We start from the raw sequence: 16,009 nt of genomic DNA on the forward strand, positions 1-16,009 counted from the left end.
TTATCCACCAGCCTTGCGCACCGATTTCGGCAGCAGCGAATCGCCGAAATCAAGCGCCGAGCGTTGAACAATCGCACCGGTTTCATCGACCACGACGCGAAACCGCCGGTGTTCGGAGAAGAAGGTCAGGCGATGCCGGCCGGAATCGGCGTCGACCCCGCGCTCGGCAAGGCTTGTGATCCTGCCCGCGCGCATCTCTTCCTGCAGCAGGGAGGGCGTCAGCCCGAGGCCTTCGGCGACGATGGCGGCGTCGATCTGCACGGCGTCATTTTCGAACTCGATCGGTTTCATGGGTTGCACCTGATGCTTCGTTGCGGCGGTCACGCGTGCGCCGGGCTCGGTCTGGCCGTTGCGGGATAGGCGCATTCCGCCAGTGTCGTGGCGTCGAGCTCGCGCATGAAGGCTTCGCGGGCGGCGGCGAGTTTTGCTTTCAGCCGGCAGCGCGGCTTCAGCACGCAATTGCCGCCATCCTCGCGAAAACATTCGACCAGCGGCGGCCCTTCCAGGGCGCGCACCACTTCACCGATGGTGATCGACTGGGCGGGGCGGGCCAGCGTGAAGCCGCCGCCGATGCCGCGCTGGGTCGAGATGAAACCGCTATCGGCGAGGTCGCGCACCACCTTGGCCAGATGGTTGCGGGAAATGCCGAACTCGGCCGCGATCTCGTTCGTCGCGAACGAACGGCCGGGATCGCCCGCCAGCCGCATCAGGGCGCGCAAGGCAAAATCGGTAAACGATGTCAGGCGCATGGGAGCCCTTTCAAATTATCTGCTTGCAAATCATCTATAGCTGTCTAAATACGCATTTGAAATACCTATTTAAGGGCAGGCGCGAGAAATGGAAGCGATAGTGGCAGGGCCGGAGCGGCGTGAGCGCATCTCGGCTGAAATCATGGAGCGGACCGGCATCGACGAGGCGATGATCCAGCGCCTGGTGCGCGGCTTTTACGCCAAGGTGCGCGAAGATGCCGTGCTGGGGCCGATCTTCGAGGCCCGCATCAGGGATTGGGAGCCGCATCTGGCGCAGATGTGCGCGTTCTGGTCGTCGGTCGCGCTGATGACAGGCCGCTACCACGGCACCCCGATGGCCAAGCATCTGCCGCTGCCGGTCGACGCCGGGCATTTCGACCGCTGGCTCGAACTGTTCGAGCAAACCGCCCGCGAGATCTGTCCGCCCGAGGCGCAGGCGCATTTCGTGGAGCGGGCGCGCCGGATCGCGGCGAGCCTCGAACTCGGCATCGCCGGCACCCACGGCGTCATGCTCGGCAACGGGGAACGATTTCGACGCAACCAGGCAGGAGCAAAGTAATGGCCAATCGTGCACATGTCGTCACCAACAAGGAGCAGGCCGATCCGTATTCCGGCAGCAGCCTGGTGCCGATGCTCGTCATCGGGTTGGTGCTGACCTTTGCGGGAATGATTGCTGCGTTGGTTTTGAGCTGAGGATATTCCCCGTCATTGCAACCGAAGCGAAGCAATCCACGTCTGCGCTTGTTGAGGCATGGATTGCTTCGTCGCTTTGCTCCCTTGCACAAACGCTTCGCGCTTGTCGCAGACAGTGACGGGTGTGGCTTGGACGGCTGTGGCTTACGCCGTCACCACGCCACCGCTCTTGCGCAGGCCAATAAACTGCAGCTCCGCAAACACGCCGGTGGCAATCGCCTGTGCGACAGTAACGAGCTGTCCGAGCAGGTTCGGCGAAACTGCGCCCGAGAACAGCAGCGCGATGCTGCCGAGCGTCCAGGCCGCGTTGCCTACGATAACAAGCAGAACCAGCCCCTTCGGCACGGATGACCGCGAAGCGAGCCAGCCGACCAGCGCGGTATAGGCGATCAGGAACAGCCCGGTCTCCCGCAGCAGCGCTTCCGGCAGGTTGAGGAAGGGGGCCAGAATGCCGGCGCCGAGCGTAAGCCCGACGGCTGATACGCCGCTGAAGACGGCGTCGGCGAGCAGGGCGCGGCTCAGGAATGTGGATGGATGGATCATGGCAGTTCTCCTTGGCTTGGGGGACTTGGGGGCAGGGATCAGCGCGGCAGCAGCGACCGGAGCTGACGCATCAGCCGCATCGGGCAGAGCGCCTTGCCGACCCTGTTTTCGATCGTCTGTACCCGCACGAACACGAAGACGCCGGTGTCGTGCACCAACGGCTGCGGCATGTTCAGGGAGCGCGCCAGCAACCAGGTGGCCAGATTGAGCGTCCACGGGATCGCCGCGGCGACGAAGCGGAAGAGGGTAAGCATCAGCATCGGTCATCTCCTGTGCCTTCAAGATGACCCAGCCCGTGACCCGTTTCGATTACCTCGGACGTAACGAGGACGTGCTTTCTCTCGTTTTATAAATAAGGTGACATAGGGTCCAAGTGCCTTATTTCATAGGGTTTTTGGTGTCCCAAGCGATTATCCTGCCCTAATATCCAAAGCCCCTAGGGCGGCCCAGACGCGGCGTTTTTCCTTATTTGAGGCAACCGCCCGGGCGTCCGATTTGATCGATCCCATGGCCATGTCAGGCCCAACAAATCTTCCCCGGATGGGGAAGAAAGGGAGGACAACATGCCGACGATAAATATGACCGTGCGCGCCATCGAACGATTGGCGGCTCCCGATCCATCCGGAAAGCAAGTCCTGTATTGGGATGACGAACTAAAGGGCTTCGCCGTGCTCTGCTCCGGCGTCACCAACGCCAAGACCTATATTGTGCAACGAACCCTGCCTGATGGCCGCAATCGACGAGTGACGGTCGGGGCAGTCAATGAGCTGTCGCTTGATAAGGCCAAGGACAAAGCCGCCGATATGCTGCACGCGATGCGGCATGGTAACGACCCCAAAAAGAAGATCGATAATCCGACCTTGAGATCAACTTTGGAGGCCTATCTGCTGGCCAAGAAGAACCTGCGACCGGCCAGCATTCACGTTTATCGACAGGTCGAGCGGACCCTTGCCTCATGGCTGGATCGTCCGTTGCGCGAGATCACCGGCGGCATGGTGGAGGATCGTCACCGTGCTATCGCCACTGCGATAAGCAAGAAGGGAGGTGGCAATCAAGGACATGTCACTGCCAATGGCGCGATGAAGACCTTTCGCAATTTGTACAATTTCGCGTTGGACCGAACCGCTGATTTGCCAGCCAATCCGGTAAAGCGATTGAAGAAGGGCGACTGGTTCGACGAACCATCTAGCAAGCGGATTGTGCCCGAAGAAAACATGCCAGCGTTTTATGCGGCGCTCCGTGCTTTGCCCCATCCGGTGCAGCGTGACTATCTGACCTTCCTGCTATTCACCGGATATCGGCGGACCGAGGCGGCAAGGTTAAAGTGGATCGATATCGATCTGGCCAAACGCATCATCAACATGCCGGCCGCCTACACCAAACCTGGACGAGGGTTCAGTTTGCCGATGTCCGATATCGTTCATGACTTGCTGGTGGCGCGTCGAGCACTGGGCAATTCCGGTTTCGTCTTTCCGGGCCGGAGCGAAGGTCAGCATATCATCGGCACCACCATGCCGCTGCGAGCGATAGCCAAAGCGACCGGCGTATCGGTATCGGCTCATGATCTACGAAGGACCTTTGCCACCGTAGCCGAAGGAGCCGATGTCAGCTGGCTAGTGATGAAGGCGCTACTAAATCATTCGGTCAAGGGTGACGTGACTGCGGTATATCCGCAGGTGATGCTGGAGCGAATGCGCGCACAGGTCCAAAAGGTCGCCGATCGAATGAAGCTGTTGTGCCGGATCGATGATGTCGAGAGCGGGAACGTCAAGAAGTTGAAGGCTTCAACCCGTCGGACGGGAACCTCTATAAAGACAACATAATATGTCCCTGATCCTTGCCCTTTATTTTTTGGGCGGGAGGCCTATATTCTTTGGACGGCGCCCCAATCAATCCGGAGCGCCCTAGGGCGCTGAATCATCGCCCTTATTATCAGGCCCCCTTCCATCTGGCCCTGCCAGATTAGCAAACCCTTTCAGGGGCCGCTTCGTCCACCACTCCGGAAGTCCGGAGCACGGTGACGGGCGGCGCTTTGTCATGTGCCGCCCAATGCAACCAAGCAAAGGGTGATCAGGCTATGACCAGTCAAAACAAATCCCGAACTACCGGACGACTGCACCTCGACCGACGCGCGAGCAGTCTAATCGCAGCCGCCGTTACCAGTGAAGGCGGTGCAGACGATTTGCTGACAACACAGCAGGTGGCGAATTGGTTGGGCGTTTCTACGCAGTGGATGGAAATTCAGCGTGATCGCGATACCGGGCCGCCATTCCAGCGACTGGCCCCACAGTTGATCCGCTACAAGCGCGATACCGTGCTGACGTGGTTGAAGCAACGCGAGTACGCCCGGACTTCACAGTACCGCGAAAGTCGGTCGAACAAGACGACCTAGTTTCTGTGGAGGTAGCGGCTTCATTCATCGAAGGAGTTTTCCATGTTGACTATTTCACCACTACTCAAAGGAAACCCCGACCGGGTGGCAGCCCAAGTCGGGGTGATGATGTTCTTCGAAATGCTGCTGCTGTCAAAGCTACCGGTCCTCCAAAAAATAATCGGAGGCTCGGATGCAGGATAGTCCACATTCCGCCCGAGATCACGTCCCAACGGTCGACATAACAGCGGCGGCCCGATTCCTGAAGCTGCTCGATCCCGACGCCACGAGTTTCACATTTCAGACCGTTGATGACGATCGTGATCGTAATAGGCCGCAGTTACGGCGCGTGCTTCACGGGAACCTTGATCAGCACGTCGCGATCTTGACGCGGTTAAATAACAAAGGCGCCGGCGTTTTTGTCACCGTCAATGAAACCGACCTGAAAGGCCGCAAGGCCGAAAACGTCGTCCAGATTCGCGCGGTGTTTCTTGATCTTGATGGATCACCATTGCAGCCGGTGCTGGAGAACCAGGTTCAACCGCACATCGTCGTCGAAACCTCCGCCGGAAAGTTTCATGCGTATTGGCGCGTCAAGGATTTGCCGCTCGACGATTTCCAAGGCGTGCAACAGGCGATTGCTAACCGCTACCAGGGTGATAGCTCCGTGTGCGATCTGCCTCGGGTCATGCGGTTGCCCGGCTTTTACCATCGCAAGCGCGAACCATTCCGGGTGCGCATCTACAGCAGCATCGAGACGCCGCCATATCCTGCCTCGTACTTCGAACGCCCGCCGGCTGAGCCGCACCGCTCCGGCGACAAGGAAGAAGTTACCACCCGCGAGATCATTCTGGCCACTGCTGCCCTCGAAGTTCTGCCCCCAGCCATGGAATGGAAAAATCGAAATTACATTGGAATGGCCACATGGCGCGCGACCGATGGCCATGATGAGGGTCTTGAAGCGTGGTGTCGTTGGTTAGAACGATCCGGCAGGTTCAATGAGCGCGCCGCTAGAAGACAGTGGAAACGCTATTGCAAATCGAAGCCGGTCAAGCTCGGACTCGGCACCCTCATATTCCTGGCTGATGTAGCCGATCCTGAATGGCGCGAAAAGCTAGTTGAACTTTGGGGGGTGTCATGAGCAACGGCACCTTCGAAGACCTCTTAAAAAAATCAAAACAAAAGTCGCAACCACGCAATGTCGAGCTGATCAAGGCCAGCGACGTCATTGTCAAGCAGAAAGAATGGCTCTGGAGAGGCCACTTGCTGCGGGGAGCGTTGGAGCTGCTGTCGGGGTTACCGGGTCTGGGTAAATCTCAGGTGCAGATCGCTTTGGTAGCGTGCATCACCAGCGGGTTGCCATGGCCTGACGGTGCCGATGGAATGGACCCGGCGAACGTCATCATGCTGACTGCCGAAGATACGATTGACCAGGAAGTAATACCTCGGCTGAAGGCCGCTGGTGCCGATCTTAACCGGGTGCACATTCTGAAATGCATCAAGTCCGACAACAAGGACCGACAATTCCTGCTCGCTGAAGACCTCGAGGCCTTGGAAAGAAAGATCATTGAAATCGGTAACGTTGCTCTGATCACTATCGATCCCATTACCGCGTACATGGGCGGCACCATTGACAGCCATAAAACTACTGAAGTTCGATCACAGCTGGGACCGCTTAAGGATTTCTCGGAGCGCGCCAACGTGGCGATTTCGGCCATTACCCATCCACCGAAAAGTTCAAGTCCGAAGGCGATCAATCATTTTATCGGATCGCAGGCCTTCATTGCCGCGGGTCGAATCGGCCATGTCTGCGTCGAAGAGATCGCCGACGATGGCGGCAAGACCGGGCGGATTCTCTTTACGCATGCAAAGCACAACCCCAGCGTCCGGATGCCGACACTGGCCTATCAAATTGAAGAAACCACTGTGGTGGTCAATGTGGATACATTTCCGATCCACATTCCGGCGCCGCACGTGGTCTGGGCGAAGGATAGTGTGGACATCACCGCCGATGAAGCGGTGCGAGCAGCGGCTGGTGCTGATGCTGCAAACGATAGACAGCAAAGCCAGCAACAAGATGCCGTGCGGGACTTCCTGCGTGACCTGCTCAAGGACGGCCAACCGATCTTTGTAAACGAGATTAGAGCGGCGGGTGCAAAGCTGGGATTTTCGAAGGATCAGCTCGACCGGGCGAAACGCAAATTGAAAGCGATTTCGATCCAAACAGCGGGAGCTTGGCAATGGCAAATCATCTCATTTTAGCCAAGGTAAAAGTGGCAGGCAGCGGGGCCTTGAGCCCCTCCTTAAATCCTGAGCGCTATCTGCCCTTCTGCTTTCTAAATCAATGGGTTAAAGCGCTGCCTGAGGCAGGCAGCGCTACCTGCCTCAGGCAGCAACTTAAGTCGTTGATTTTATTTGCAGGCAGCGCAGGTAGCGCCAATAGAAAGTTTAGGAGGATGATAGGCAACGGGAGCAACAGGATTAAAGGGCGCGGCTCGTCAGGGCGCTGTCGACGTCCGGGGGCGATCTCCGGGCCAACGACAACGGATCGCTGGACGGCGATGTCAGGGGGCGACAATCGCTCATCAAACGGGATCAGAGCGCCTGATCTCAGGCGAGCACAACAGAAGGAGAATCCGTGCGATGTTCACTTCGAAGACTATCTACGACTTTCCATTCGTGATGGTGATGCCGGTCAAGTGGATCGAATTCAAGACCTACGCGCCGATCGTGACCATCGAGCCTGACCCAGCCGGACGATCGTTAGTCGACGCGCTTATCAACGATCCTGATTTTGGCGCTGGTCATGTTTTCACAGCCAGTCAAATGGTGAAAACCGCGCTGAAGCAAGAGGGAGGACCATTATGGCTGGCGTTGAGCGACATGATGGACTTGAACCCGTTTCACAGTTTGCCGTTGCGGGTCGGTAATATGCTTAGGGATTTGGATGCTGCCGGTCGGCGGTTTGATATTGACGGCAAGAGCTATGACGTCAAGTACACCGACCACAAATACGGAAACGCCAAGGTCTATGAAATTCGGCCTGTGGTAGTTCGCGCCTAACAAGTTCGTATCTACCTACCCAAGGCCCCGTGTTGTCATTCTTGAATTGATCCATCCTCCGCCTCTAATTGCAGAGGACGTGATGCGATGGACAGCGAAAATGACTGGCTAGACAGGTTCGAGTCGCAAAGGCGTACAAGGCCGTTGGTCCGGGCCATCACCGCTATGGGCTCCGATCCCGATCATCATCCTTCTAGCGCTATTGGGTTTGCAAAAGCGCGTGGATGGAAAGATCGCGAGACTATCGAGACCATTGAGCGCGGCGCTGTTGTTCCGACAAGCACCACCACCACGGGTCTTACCAATACGGGCGTGCTTGATCTTGTCAGCCTTCTGGGTCCGACGAGTTGCAGTGGCGCTGTGTTCAGTCGGGCAGTTGGAGCCACCTTCGAAGGGGTGACTTCGATCACGGTGCCGACCGTTACCACGTCACCGACCGGCTTTGCCTTCGTTGCTCAAGGCGCGCCAATCCCAATTCGGCAGATGAGTTTCAGTGCTCCGACCTCACCACCAAAAAAGCCGGTGCTGGTTGGGTCATGACGAGAGAGCTAATGGAAGGCTCAAATGGCGAAGCGTTCACACGAGCTGCCGCCGCTGAGAATCTTTCGCAGGGTGTCGATGCAATTCTATTCGATACGACGGCAGCAGACGCTTTGCGTCCTGCTGGATTGAGAAGTTACGCCGTCACGCTTACTCCAACTGCCATTGGCGCGAATATCACCCAGAATGATGCCATGGACAAGGACCTTGCAGCACTCGCGGGTAACGTCGCGACTGTTGCCGGTTCACTATCGAACATTGCTTTCATCGCTTCACCAGACGCGGCGGTGAAGATCAGCCTGCGCACCGATGATCGTTTTCCATATGAACTCTTTGCCACCAGCGGTCTCGCAGCCGGCACGGTAATGGCCTTGGCAGTAAACGCCTTTGTCGTCGCATGCGATCCCGCACCGCGATTTTCCGTCAGCAAGGCGACTGCGGTGCACATGGAGGACACCAGTCCTGCGCAAATTTCAATTCCGGGAACTCCTCCGGTTGTATCGGCGCCAGTTCGTTCGATCTGGCAAACCGACGCGGTAGCCATCAAAGTTACATTTGACTGCGACTGGGCCATGCGTTCGAGCAGCGGAGTTAGCTGGGTTACGGGTATTACGTGGTGAATGCGATGGATGATGCAGATGAGCACACGGTCAAAGAGGCACATGGCTCAGCCATGGACGCAAAAGAGTGGAGCGAAGCCTTACAACGCCACCGCGAAGCTCAGGCACAACGTAGTCGCGAAGAAAAAGCCGAGCGTTCCAAAGCATCCACCGCCAAGGCGCGAGCCTTGTTGCAACGATTGAAAGATGACGAACCGCGCATGCAAGCTGAATTGGCCGCAATTCGCGAACGTCGCGAGTTGTTTGGCGAACCAGAAACAAAAACGACGAGTGCGCCAGTGATGAATGCTGGGCAACAACAGGTCAGGCAGATGTACGAGCAGCAGCGACCAACGATGGACCCAGCCACTCAAAAGTTGTGGGATGGCTGGTGTGACGCGCGATGTAGAAACATCGTCGCTGAAGATGGCAGCGAGAGGTTTCGAGCAATGTTCTGGAGTTTGTTTGCTGACGAGATAGGCGAAGCCCTGGGGGAAGAGATTGGCAAGCTTGATGCTGAGATCACCCGCGAAATGCGCCAAACATTCGCTGATGTGCGCAAGGAGTTCACCGCCGAGATTACAAAGCTGCGCCGAGAAAACGCGAAGCTTCGCAAGGATCTTGTGGCAAATCGCAGCGGAAGCACCGCCGCGACGTCGCCGGTATTTCTGAAGAAGGGTCAGTGATGACGCAAGATGATCTCAGAGCGGCAATGTGGTCGATGCCCCACAGCGAGCGATGCGCAATGTTGTCTATTAGCATTCTCAAAGACAAGAAGAACGACCCCGCTCTTGCGGTTCGGAATATTATCAAGTTCGCAACTGACTTGGCGAAACAGCTCAACACGCACGATCGGTATCGGATCGCTGAGACGATGAGGGATTGGGCAGACGAATTAGAACATTTGCGCAAGGGGACGGTGGCATGACGACTTGGCAGCAACTCGGTGCTTCGGGTTGCTGCCGCTCATTGTCGAAGAGTTTGGAGACTGCGCTGGTTGATTGCCCCAGCACAGGCTTCAGTGAGCAGCCCGAGTTCGGTTTGTGATGCATCTTCCCATCCATACTGGGTCGGGCTGCTCAGCAAATAAAAAGGGGCCGCGGGGGGCGTGGTGAAAAATGTACGGGCAGTGGTCATCCGAGCGCCCTTGCTCGACTTTCGCTAAGCATCCTTTTTTTGCGGGGTACGTGTGTAACAGATTGAAGGAAAGGTCTCTTCTAAATGGCGCAGCGAGGTCGGAAATCCATAGAGGCGCTGGCGGTTTTACAGGGCGGACTAGCGGCGATGCCGCAGCGTCCTGATGCCCCTTACGATCTCGCCGATGAGGAAGCCGAAGAGTGGCGAGCGATCGTCAACACCATGCCGCCGGATCATTTCATGCGTGGCAATTATCCGATCCTAACTCAACTCTGCCGGCATATCGTGGCGGCACGCCGGATTGCCCAGATGATCCACGCCTATCGCAAACAAAAAAATTTCAACTACCGGGAATATGCTGAACTTCTCAAGCAACAAGCCGCTGAAAGTCTTTCCATCATGCGGTTGTCTCGTTCACTCCGGCTGACCCAGCAAAGCGTAATGGATCGAAAGATGCGGCATCCGAAAGGCGGGGCAATGATTGGCAATCCGTGGGATCGTGAGGAGTGACATGAACATCAACCGTGATACTGATGGCCGTAAGATCATCACGATAGAGGTACTCGCCACCTACAAAGAGGCCCGGCGACTGATGGCCAGTCCGATCCCGGCCGATCCGACCAACCGATTGTCGCGACAGGAAGCGATCCGGGTTGCCTCTCTGGAATTGCATCTGCTGCTGCGACGCCAACCGGAGCAATTCAATATCTTCGACACCGCCGATGATCAGATGCCGGCTTTCGTGGTTCGCGGCGGGACGGCAATGATGTTGGACTATCAATCTGCTGCAGCGATCCGCAGACGGTTGGAGCAAATCTATAGTGGCTACCGGCGCGAAGGCGAAAGTCCGTGACGTTCGCGATTTCGGTTTCACGGCTTGTCAAGATGGCGCGTTATGGTGCGTCGGATATCTGCCCAAAAGCCCCGAGTCATTGCTTCATAGCTTTCGAGAGCATCTCCGACGAACGCCCACCCAACCGATGCCGTCTGGTACCTTCGATGGCCGCTGAGATCCATGATGGCACTGAGAAGTCCGTTCGCGAGCAGTGCATTCTTGATTTTGTCCAGTTCCTCTTTTGCCAGCATCAATCCCGACTGTTTGGCTTCACCTTCGATAAATGCACGAATGATGCCGTCTAACGTGTCGGGCTCTGTTGCCCACTTCGTTCGAGGCAGAACGTAGTTGGCTAGGTGTTTCCATGAAATCTCCAGGGCGGCTTCCTTGGGAACGCCTTCAACGTCGCATGAATAACGCACGCAGAAGCCGTTTCTAAGTCGCCACCTTACGAGCTCCACTATTGATCCCTCGACGAGGGTCGTTAGCTCTTTGTTCGCGTATTCCAGCTCCGTGATGGCCTGCTGTAGTTCCGCCGGGCTCTTGCCGCCTCCGCGTATCCATCCCGGCCGGGGGGTTCGCTTTGACATGGCATTGAGCGATCCCAAGAGCGCTAGGCACAACTGGCTTTCATCGCTCCAATAATTCACGAGCCTTCCCGTTTGCAGCTTCGCCCGATAGCGCTCAAGCATCTGAATCTTGCTTTCGCTCGTTTCTCTCTCTTTTCTGGTGGCAGCGAGGAGCAATCTGAGTGAAGTAACCCGATGACCGGGATTGAACGCTCGACCGCATAATTGAACTCCTTCTCGGAATATCCAATGCCGTCCGGGGCCAGAGAGCCGTACCTTCCGGCGACTATCGCCACGTAAAAGTCGGCCTCATCTATGACGGTTTTGATGAATTCGAACTGCTCCTCATCCATCGCTGGGAAATATTCCATGCCACTCGCGATGTAATTGTGTCTTGCCAATTCTCGTAGAACCCGATCCCGCTCTTTGATTAAGTCGGTATAGGTGGAGCTCAAAAAGATCTGGTAGCGCTTCTCGGACATCGGCCCCCCCCCCGGTATTGTGAGACCCGTAAAATATAAGCGATTGTAGCGTGGATAAGCCTCCTTGGCATATCCGCTATTGGCAGAATATTTTTGCAAAAGCCGAAAATCGAACAACCCCTAAAATCGGAAGCGGAAGGTGCTGAATGGCGGGAAGTCGCACGAAGTGGTGCTGCATCTTGATCCGGAATATCCAATCTGATCGCGCTCGAAGGACGTTTCACAGACCATTTATCGCGCGCCAAATGGATGACGGATCATGGTTACCGGCACCTGCTACGTGGCGGTGCATCGACTTAAGCGACGCTGCCAATTCGCCGTCCGAGTTGAGTCCGTCATGCGCAGCAAACCGGACGTCGGTTAAACACCATCCGCTTGGTCGCGCGTCCGTGGCCGCCACCGGACTTCCTGGAGCTGCGGCTCCATCCAATCCACCAAGAGTTCAACATGCCGCACAGCCTCGTCTAGCGTTTCTCCCGTAATAACGAGCTCAGAGCGGAGGAATGTGAACACCGACTTCTGATCTTCGTTCAGCGCGCGCTTTTCATAGTCGTGAAGGAATAGTGGGCTTTCAAGCTTTACCCGCACCTCCTTCGAATAGCGTGCCGACATGCTGCCTAGGTGCCCGTTGTGGTGCGCAGCAACATTACGAGCGAACACGATTTCCTCGATGATGGACAGGTCGGCGGGACACTCGTCCCAGTCCAAATCCGCCACTTGCCGGAAGCACTCCTTGTACCCGGCCAAGAAGCCCTTCTTCTTAAATAGCTGCGTGAGCGCGAGCTGACACTTCACGCCGAGCAGTTCTTCCCAGGTTTGGAAGTATAGCTTCACCGACTCTGACAACATGACGACGCACATGCGGCCAACGACTTGTACAGACGTGTCGGCATCCGACCACTCCACCTGAAACGGAGGCTCGCCGTCTTCGCTGTACGGCGGCTCATACGGCTCCTCGCCATTCTCGATCTGAGACTTGATGGTCTCAAACGGCGCGATTGCCACCACATAGTACTGGCGGATGAACTTCGTTCGCTTTTTCAGAAACCAATTCACATCCATTGCACGGCCCTCCTAACTAACACCGCCGATGAGAAAGGGTGTGGGGTCAAGCAAATCTAATTCGCAAAGCCTACATCCTATTTCTTTAGCATGGCGACCAAGCCAATGAGGGCGCCTATAATACCAAGAACGAGCGTTGCCCATGTGCGGAAATTCTCCGAACGTTCCTTCTGTTCCTTGCGAACTGCTGAGCGCAGGGAAGTCAATGTTTCTTGATCGATATAGTGGAAACGACGGTCCTGCTTTGCAGGGATATACGCTTCGTCGTTCGGCATGGGGAGCAGGTAACGCTGCGCCTGGTCGAGCCAGTAGTTGCTCTCAAGGATGGCAATTTGCTCGGCTATCAGGCGGTCCGATTCGACGGTGTTAAGTATCTCCTCCTTCACAGCTTCCCCGTCCGGGATCTCGCCGGTCTCCTGGGCGACCTCATACATAGCCTCGAATGTCGCGCGGAAGTTGTGGTCCCTTAGCCGCTGTAGCCGGCGTATCTTCCAGTTGAGCTGCAATCTCTCAAACAACATGGCTACCCAATCGTAAGGCGCTCAGTGTCCGCCGCCTTAACACTCATTCAAAATAAGCTTTGTACATATCCTGACCGAGACTTCCGTACTGGCTCGATTTGTATTTTGAAAATGGAAACTTGTTCAGGTCAGAAGCACCGAACTTAGCTTTGTACCATTCAAACGCATGTAGCTTTTGGTGTTCGACCAACAGGCGAAGACAAACGATGAACCCGTTTATGATCGTTGTCGTCAACATCCGGCCTTTGACCTTCTGATCGGCAGTCCAACGATCTGCCGCAACGTTCGCTTTTATCGCGGATACGAAAATATTGATCTCGCTCGAACAGAATTGAATATAGGCTTGAGCCAACTTCTCCGTTGGCGCGTCAATCAGCCCCTGCTTATTGGGCTCTTTCCAAACCTTAAAGAGAGTATCCTCGCCGCTTAGCTTGATAAGAGGTCTCACGCCGTAACTAACAATGGTCGTCGTTTTTATCTTCCCCTTATCGAAGAAGTATCTTTCGAAATGTCCGCCCAATGCATTTTTGTCATTCAGCAAATTTACAATCTGTCTCGCGATAGAGTCTTGCGAGAATGGTCGCAGCAACACTCCAATCGCCTGCTTCAGTTCAGATCGTGCATTGGTTTGCGTCGCATTGATCTCCAAAAACAATGTAGCTTCAAATTTTGCGCGATCTGTTCTTGAGATTCCCTGCGGATATATGACGCCAGTCACCAGCAGATTTTGCTGAATTCTGAGGTTGCTAATTGCGGCCTCATCCTTGCCTCCCTCATAGTATGAAAAGACGCGATGCTGGCCATCAATCAGCCCAATGGAATTGTACTCTGATGGAAGCTGGATGGTTCCGGGCCGCGTCTGATGGATTTTCGAAGGATCAATAGTGTGACCGTCGTCGTTGGTCAGTTGCGTATTGCTAGGTAAAGTTACGATAATATTGTTGATGAAAACGCGTTGTTCACTCAGCAAATATTTTCGAATGGCTTCGACCTTCGCCCTGCTGATCATCCGTTGATACAGCCCGTCCTCGTCGCCCCATCCATCTTTTCTCAAAACATAGCATCGCTCCAAGAGCACAGCGGGCGCAACATAGAAGGACACAACTTTATATCCCGGAGGAAAATGTGATTGGCCCTCCGGTAGGACCGAGCCTTTAAGGGATACTGTGGCCGTAACGGGCGAGATGGCATTCGTTCCAATTTCGTTCTGCGAAAGACCTAGAAATTTGAACAACTCGTATCTTGCAGATTTCTTCACCCGATCCGTGATCGATTTGAAATATTGGACTATGTGATAATCGAGGTACGTTACGCCGGGAACCTCTTCTTTTAAGTCGCTCGTTATCGGATAACGCGAGCAATAAACGATCACCAACTGAAAATGATGAGGCTGATACTTTGAATCTTTCGCCGCCTTAAATTCCGGGAATGTTTCATCCATATAGGCCAAGAATGCAGGGACGTCGTTGTTGATCTTATCGTAAAGGACTTTCTTCTTTTTTAGGTGACCCGAGATATCACTCGTTAGAACAGTGCACTCGCTAATAACAATAATATTTTCACGGATGAATACGTCGTCGAAGTCGCTTTTGGTGCCTTGATAGTCGACCTCCTTATCAGAAGCGGAAGGCACCCGCTTAAACTCACACGTTGTGAATATCGAACGGACTTCACGAAAATGGGTTTGCTTGAGCCGTCGTTGCTCCCGCTCAACCGCCGAAAGTTTTACTTTCGCCTTCTTTTTCTTTTTCTTCCCGATCTTGGCCATGACGTCAAAGCCCGCGCTTTTGGACAGATTTCCACTCTTCCGGAACTCTCGCGACTTTTTCGCTCAGCTTCGGCTGATACGTCGCTTTTCCACTAAGACGGATTTTTAGCGTGCCATTGGAGAGCTGCTTTACACGCTTGCGCGCAATTTTGAGAAAGGTGCCATCCTTATCAATGCCGACAGCATTACGATTGTGCTTCATTGCGGCGATGGCCGTGGTGCCCGTCCCCATAAACGGATCCAAAACCGTGTCACCAGGATCGGTGAGCGCAAGGACGCACCGTTCGACAAGCTCAACAGGAAACTGACAGGGATGGATCGTTTTCTCCGGATGACTGGCCTTTACGTTCGGAATGTCCCAGACTGGATCACGCTGGAAATGCTTCTCGGCCGAAAATTCCCAATAGTCCGACGGATTTTTGCCAAGCGGATTTCCGCTCGGCTTTCCGAAATCTTTTGCCCGCTTTTTGGAATGTCGCTTGCCCGGATACAGTTGCGGCACGCGGACCGCGTCGAGATTAAAGCGATGGTCATCGGATTTCGTAAACCAGAGGATTGTCTCGTATCGTCCGGACAATCGCTTCGTCGAATGGAGCCCGAAATTGAAGCGCCAGATAATCCTATTGCGAAGCTTCATGCCTCGCCGTTTGAAACTATCGTAAGTGTGAATGTCGATTGGGAAAATTTCGCCGTTCTTGATGAACGATCCCACTTGCCAGCAGATGCTTCCGCGTTCCTGAACCGCGTCGACTAATTTCCCAATGACCTTATCTAACCATTCGACGTACTGCTCGAATGTTAGCTTAGTTGAACGCTCATAGATCTTTCCAATATTGTACGGTGGTGACGTTACGATCAGGTCGTACTTTGCCTTCGGCAGCTTTGCCAAAACTGCCAACACGTCTCCCTTCAGAAACGTTGCAGTCGGGATGATTTTTGGTGATGTAACTTGTAGCAATTTGCCTGCCCCGAATCATTTGCCTCCGGGGAGTATTGCAATTTCTACGGACCGCTTGCGAATAACGCGCTGTGCCCCGCACGAAATCTGACGCCGCCCCCGCCTCAACGGAGCGGAGC

The 16,009-nt window shown here is 55.1% G+C and carries 24 protein-coding genes; 14 read left to right on the top strand and 10 right to left on the bottom strand.

The window, feature by feature from the left end:
- Together ACVWVY_RS20755 and ACVWVY_RS20760 are read right to left on the bottom strand one after the other, a co-directional pair.
- Positions 1 to 291, bottom strand: coding sequence for a DUF6522 family protein (locus ACVWVY_RS20755; RefSeq protein ID WP_456628127.1), 291 nt, complete (start codon positions 289 to 291; stop codon positions 1 to 3).
- Positions 292 to 320: 29 nt separating this feature from the next.
- Entirely contained in the window at positions 321 to 749 is a 429-nt protein-coding gene (locus ACVWVY_RS20760) for an RrF2 family transcriptional regulator (protein WP_456628128.1), read from the bottom strand.
- Between the two features lie 88 nt (positions 750 to 837).
- Here ACVWVY_RS20760 and ACVWVY_RS20765 point away from each other — a divergent pair, with 88 nt between their 5' ends.
- Together ACVWVY_RS20765 and ACVWVY_RS20770 are read left to right on the top strand one after the other, a co-directional pair.
- Entirely contained in the window at positions 838 to 1,308 is a 471-nt protein-coding gene (locus ACVWVY_RS20765; protein ID WP_456628129.1) for a group III truncated hemoglobin, read from the top strand.
- Positions 1,308 to 1,442: a hypothetical protein gene (locus ACVWVY_RS20770; RefSeq protein WP_456628130.1), complete on the top strand. Its 135-nt coding sequence runs from the start codon at positions 1,308 to 1,310 to the stop codon at positions 1,440 to 1,442. The genes ACVWVY_RS20765 and ACVWVY_RS20770 overlap by 1 nt, the downstream gene beginning before the upstream one ends.
- A gap of 144 nt (positions 1,443 to 1,586) precedes the next feature.
- On the opposite strand, the gene ACVWVY_RS20775 is transcribed toward ACVWVY_RS20770, so the two are convergent.
- Both ACVWVY_RS20775 and ACVWVY_RS20780 read right to left on the bottom strand, forming a co-directional pair.
- Entirely contained in the window at positions 1,587 to 1,985 is a 399-nt protein-coding gene (locus ACVWVY_RS20775) for a hypothetical protein (protein WP_456628131.1), read from the bottom strand.
- 38 nt (positions 1,986 to 2,023) lie between these two features.
- Positions 2,024 to 2,245, bottom strand: coding sequence for a hypothetical protein (locus ACVWVY_RS20780; RefSeq protein WP_456628132.1), 222 nt, complete (start codon positions 2,243 to 2,245; stop codon positions 2,024 to 2,026).
- A gap of 303 nt (positions 2,246 to 2,548) precedes the next feature.
- On the opposite strand from ACVWVY_RS20780, the gene ACVWVY_RS20785 reads away from it, so the two are divergent.
- From ACVWVY_RS20785 to ACVWVY_RS20840, 12 genes are all read left to right on the top strand, one after another.
- Positions 2,549 to 3,808: a tyrosine-type recombinase/integrase gene (locus tag ACVWVY_RS20785; RefSeq protein ID WP_456628133.1), complete on the top strand. Its 1,260-nt coding sequence runs from the start codon at positions 2,549 to 2,551 to the stop codon at positions 3,806 to 3,808.
- Positions 3,809 to 4,062: 254 nt separating this feature from the next.
- On the top strand, positions 4,063 to 4,377 hold the full coding sequence (locus ACVWVY_RS20790) for a helix-turn-helix transcriptional regulator (protein WP_456628134.1): 315 nt from the start codon (positions 4,063 to 4,065) through the stop codon (positions 4,375 to 4,377).
- Positions 4,378 to 4,419: 42 nt separating this feature from the next.
- Positions 4,420 to 4,560 (top strand): hypothetical protein, encoded by a 141-nt coding sequence (locus ACVWVY_RS20795; RefSeq protein WP_456628135.1) that lies wholly within the window; start codon positions 4,420 to 4,422, stop codon positions 4,558 to 4,560.
- The gene (locus tag ACVWVY_RS20800; protein WP_456628136.1) at positions 4,550 to 5,497 is read left to right on the top strand and encodes a DNA-primase RepB domain-containing protein; all 948 of its coding nucleotides are present in this window, start codon (positions 4,550 to 4,552) and stop codon (positions 5,495 to 5,497) included. The genes ACVWVY_RS20795 and ACVWVY_RS20800 overlap by 11 nt, the downstream gene beginning before the upstream one ends.
- Positions 5,494 to 6,618, top strand: a complete 1,125-nt coding sequence (locus ACVWVY_RS20805; protein ID WP_456628137.1) for an AAA family ATPase — start codon at positions 5,494 to 5,496, stop codon at positions 6,616 to 6,618. The genes ACVWVY_RS20800 and ACVWVY_RS20805 overlap by 4 nt, the downstream gene beginning before the upstream one ends.
- A 381-nt stretch (positions 6,619 to 6,999) precedes the next feature.
- Positions 7,000 to 7,419, top strand: coding sequence for a hypothetical protein (locus tag ACVWVY_RS20810; protein ID WP_456628138.1), 420 nt, complete (start codon positions 7,000 to 7,002; stop codon positions 7,417 to 7,419).
- Between the two features lie 87 nt (positions 7,420 to 7,506).
- A complete protein-coding gene (locus ACVWVY_RS20815) occupies positions 7,507 to 7,959 on the top strand; it encodes a hypothetical protein (RefSeq protein ID WP_456628139.1) in 453 nt (150 codons plus the stop codon).
- Positions 7,960 to 7,970: 11 nt separating this feature from the next.
- Positions 7,971 to 8,579: a hypothetical protein gene (locus tag ACVWVY_RS20820; RefSeq protein ID WP_456628140.1), complete on the top strand. Its 609-nt coding sequence runs from the start codon at positions 7,971 to 7,973 to the stop codon at positions 8,577 to 8,579.
- Between the two features lie 5 nt (positions 8,580 to 8,584).
- Positions 8,585 to 9,244, top strand: a complete 660-nt coding sequence (locus ACVWVY_RS20825; RefSeq protein WP_456628141.1) for a hypothetical protein — start codon at positions 8,585 to 8,587, stop codon at positions 9,242 to 9,244.
- Complete coding sequence (locus ACVWVY_RS20830) at positions 9,244 to 9,486, top strand: hypothetical protein (RefSeq protein ID WP_456628142.1); 243 nt, start codon at positions 9,244 to 9,246, stop codon at positions 9,484 to 9,486. Before ACVWVY_RS20825 ends, ACVWVY_RS20830 begins: the two co-directional genes overlap by 1 nt.
- A gap of 293 nt (positions 9,487 to 9,779) precedes the next feature.
- Positions 9,780 to 10,205: a hypothetical protein gene (locus ACVWVY_RS20835; RefSeq protein ID WP_456628143.1), complete on the top strand. Its 426-nt coding sequence runs from the start codon at positions 9,780 to 9,782 to the stop codon at positions 10,203 to 10,205.
- 1 nt (position 10,206) lies between these two features.
- Complete coding sequence (locus ACVWVY_RS20840; RefSeq protein WP_456628144.1) at positions 10,207 to 10,548, top strand: hypothetical protein; 342 nt, start codon at positions 10,207 to 10,209, stop codon at positions 10,546 to 10,548.
- A 17-nt stretch (positions 10,549 to 10,565) separates the two neighbouring features.
- Here ACVWVY_RS20840 and ACVWVY_RS20845 read toward each other — a convergent pair whose 3' ends face one another.
- The 6 genes from ACVWVY_RS20845 to ACVWVY_RS20870 form a co-directional block, all read right to left on the bottom strand.
- Positions 10,566 to 11,222, bottom strand: coding sequence for a hypothetical protein (locus ACVWVY_RS20845; protein WP_456628145.1), 657 nt, complete (start codon positions 11,220 to 11,222; stop codon positions 10,566 to 10,568).
- A complete protein-coding gene (locus ACVWVY_RS20850; RefSeq protein ID WP_456628146.1) occupies positions 11,177 to 11,581 on the bottom strand; it encodes a DUF4062 domain-containing protein in 405 nt (134 codons plus the stop codon). The genes ACVWVY_RS20845 and ACVWVY_RS20850 overlap by 46 nt, the downstream gene beginning before the upstream one ends.
- A gap of 360 nt (positions 11,582 to 11,941) precedes the next feature.
- Entirely contained in the window at positions 11,942 to 12,643 is a 702-nt protein-coding gene (locus tag ACVWVY_RS20855; protein ID WP_456628147.1) for a hypothetical protein, read from the bottom strand.
- A 77-nt stretch (positions 12,644 to 12,720) separates the two neighbouring features.
- The gene (locus tag ACVWVY_RS20860) at positions 12,721 to 13,164 is read right to left on the bottom strand and encodes a hypothetical protein (RefSeq protein ID WP_456628148.1); all 444 of its coding nucleotides are present in this window, start codon (positions 13,162 to 13,164) and stop codon (positions 12,721 to 12,723) included.
- Between the two features lie 43 nt (positions 13,165 to 13,207).
- Positions 13,208 to 14,932 (bottom strand): DGQHR domain-containing protein, encoded by a 1,725-nt coding sequence (locus ACVWVY_RS20865; protein WP_456628149.1) that lies wholly within the window; start codon positions 14,930 to 14,932, stop codon positions 13,208 to 13,210.
- Between the two features lie 4 nt (positions 14,933 to 14,936).
- Positions 14,937 to 15,833 carry a DNA-methyltransferase gene (locus tag ACVWVY_RS20870; RefSeq protein ID WP_456628150.1) on the bottom strand — a complete coding sequence of 299 codons (897 nt, stop codon included), beginning with the start codon at positions 15,831 to 15,833 and terminating at the stop codon, positions 14,937 to 14,939.
- Positions 15,834 to 16,009: the final 176 nt, after the last annotated feature.

The organism is Bradyrhizobium sp. URHC0002 (assembly GCF_054059515.1).

Excerpts from the sequence above, each read along its gene's own strand:
- ACVWVY_RS20800 (WP_456628136.1), top strand. The coding sequence starts at position 4,550 with ATGCAGGATAGTCCACATTCCGCCCGAGATCACGTCCCAACGGTCGAC.
- ACVWVY_RS20755 (WP_456628127.1), bottom strand. The coding sequence starts at position 291 with ATGAAACCGATCGAGTTCGAAAATGACGCCGTGCAGATCGACGCCGCC.
- ACVWVY_RS20820 (WP_456628140.1), top strand. The coding sequence starts at position 7,971 with ATGGAAGGCTCAAATGGCGAAGCGTTCACACGAGCTGCCGCCGCTGAG.
- ACVWVY_RS20845 (WP_456628145.1), bottom strand. The coding sequence starts at position 11,222 with ATGCTTGAGCGCTATCGGGCGAAGCTGCAAACGGGAAGGCTCGTGAAT.
- ACVWVY_RS20805 (WP_456628137.1), top strand. The coding sequence starts at position 5,494 with ATGAGCAACGGCACCTTCGAAGACCTCTTAAAAAAATCAAAACAAAAG.
- ACVWVY_RS20860 (WP_456628148.1), bottom strand. The coding sequence starts at position 13,164 with ATGTTGTTTGAGAGATTGCAGCTCAACTGGAAGATACGCCGGCTACAG.
- ACVWVY_RS20795 (WP_456628135.1), top strand. The coding sequence starts at position 4,420 with ATGTTGACTATTTCACCACTACTCAAAGGAAACCCCGACCGGGTGGCA.
- ACVWVY_RS20830 (WP_456628142.1), top strand. The coding sequence starts at position 9,244 with ATGACGCAAGATGATCTCAGAGCGGCAATGTGGTCGATGCCCCACAGC.
- ACVWVY_RS20865 (WP_456628149.1), bottom strand. The coding sequence starts at position 14,932 with ATGGCCAAGATCGGGAAGAAAAAGAAAAAGAAGGCGAAAGTAAAACTT.
- ACVWVY_RS20850 (WP_456628146.1), bottom strand. The coding sequence starts at position 11,581 with ATGTCCGAGAAGCGCTACCAGATCTTTTTGAGCTCCACCTATACCGAC.
- ACVWVY_RS20810 (WP_456628138.1), top strand. The coding sequence starts at position 7,000 with ATGTTCACTTCGAAGACTATCTACGACTTTCCATTCGTGATGGTGATG.
- ACVWVY_RS20815 (WP_456628139.1), top strand. The coding sequence starts at position 7,507 with ATGGACAGCGAAAATGACTGGCTAGACAGGTTCGAGTCGCAAAGGCGT.
- ACVWVY_RS20760 (WP_456628128.1), bottom strand. The coding sequence starts at position 749 with ATGCGCCTGACATCGTTTACCGATTTTGCCTTGCGCGCCCTGATGCGG.
- ACVWVY_RS20840 (WP_456628144.1), top strand. The coding sequence starts at position 10,207 with ATGAACATCAACCGTGATACTGATGGCCGTAAGATCATCACGATAGAG.
- ACVWVY_RS20835 (WP_456628143.1), top strand. The coding sequence starts at position 9,780 with ATGGCGCAGCGAGGTCGGAAATCCATAGAGGCGCTGGCGGTTTTACAG.
- ACVWVY_RS20790 (WP_456628134.1), top strand. The coding sequence starts at position 4,063 with ATGACCAGTCAAAACAAATCCCGAACTACCGGACGACTGCACCTCGAC.
- ACVWVY_RS20765 (WP_456628129.1), top strand. The coding sequence starts at position 838 with ATGGAAGCGATAGTGGCAGGGCCGGAGCGGCGTGAGCGCATCTCGGCT.
- ACVWVY_RS20770 (WP_456628130.1), top strand. The coding sequence starts at position 1,308 with ATGGCCAATCGTGCACATGTCGTCACCAACAAGGAGCAGGCCGATCCG.
- ACVWVY_RS20785 (WP_456628133.1), top strand. The coding sequence starts at position 2,549 with ATGCCGACGATAAATATGACCGTGCGCGCCATCGAACGATTGGCGGCT.
- ACVWVY_RS20780 (WP_456628132.1), bottom strand. The coding sequence starts at position 2,245 with ATGCTGATGCTTACCCTCTTCCGCTTCGTCGCCGCGGCGATCCCGTGG.
- ACVWVY_RS20825 (WP_456628141.1), top strand. The coding sequence starts at position 8,585 with ATGGATGATGCAGATGAGCACACGGTCAAAGAGGCACATGGCTCAGCC.
- ACVWVY_RS20775 (WP_456628131.1), bottom strand. The coding sequence starts at position 1,985 with ATGATCCATCCATCCACATTCCTGAGCCGCGCCCTGCTCGCCGACGCC.
- ACVWVY_RS20855 (WP_456628147.1), bottom strand. The coding sequence starts at position 12,643 with ATGGATGTGAATTGGTTTCTGAAAAAGCGAACGAAGTTCATCCGCCAG.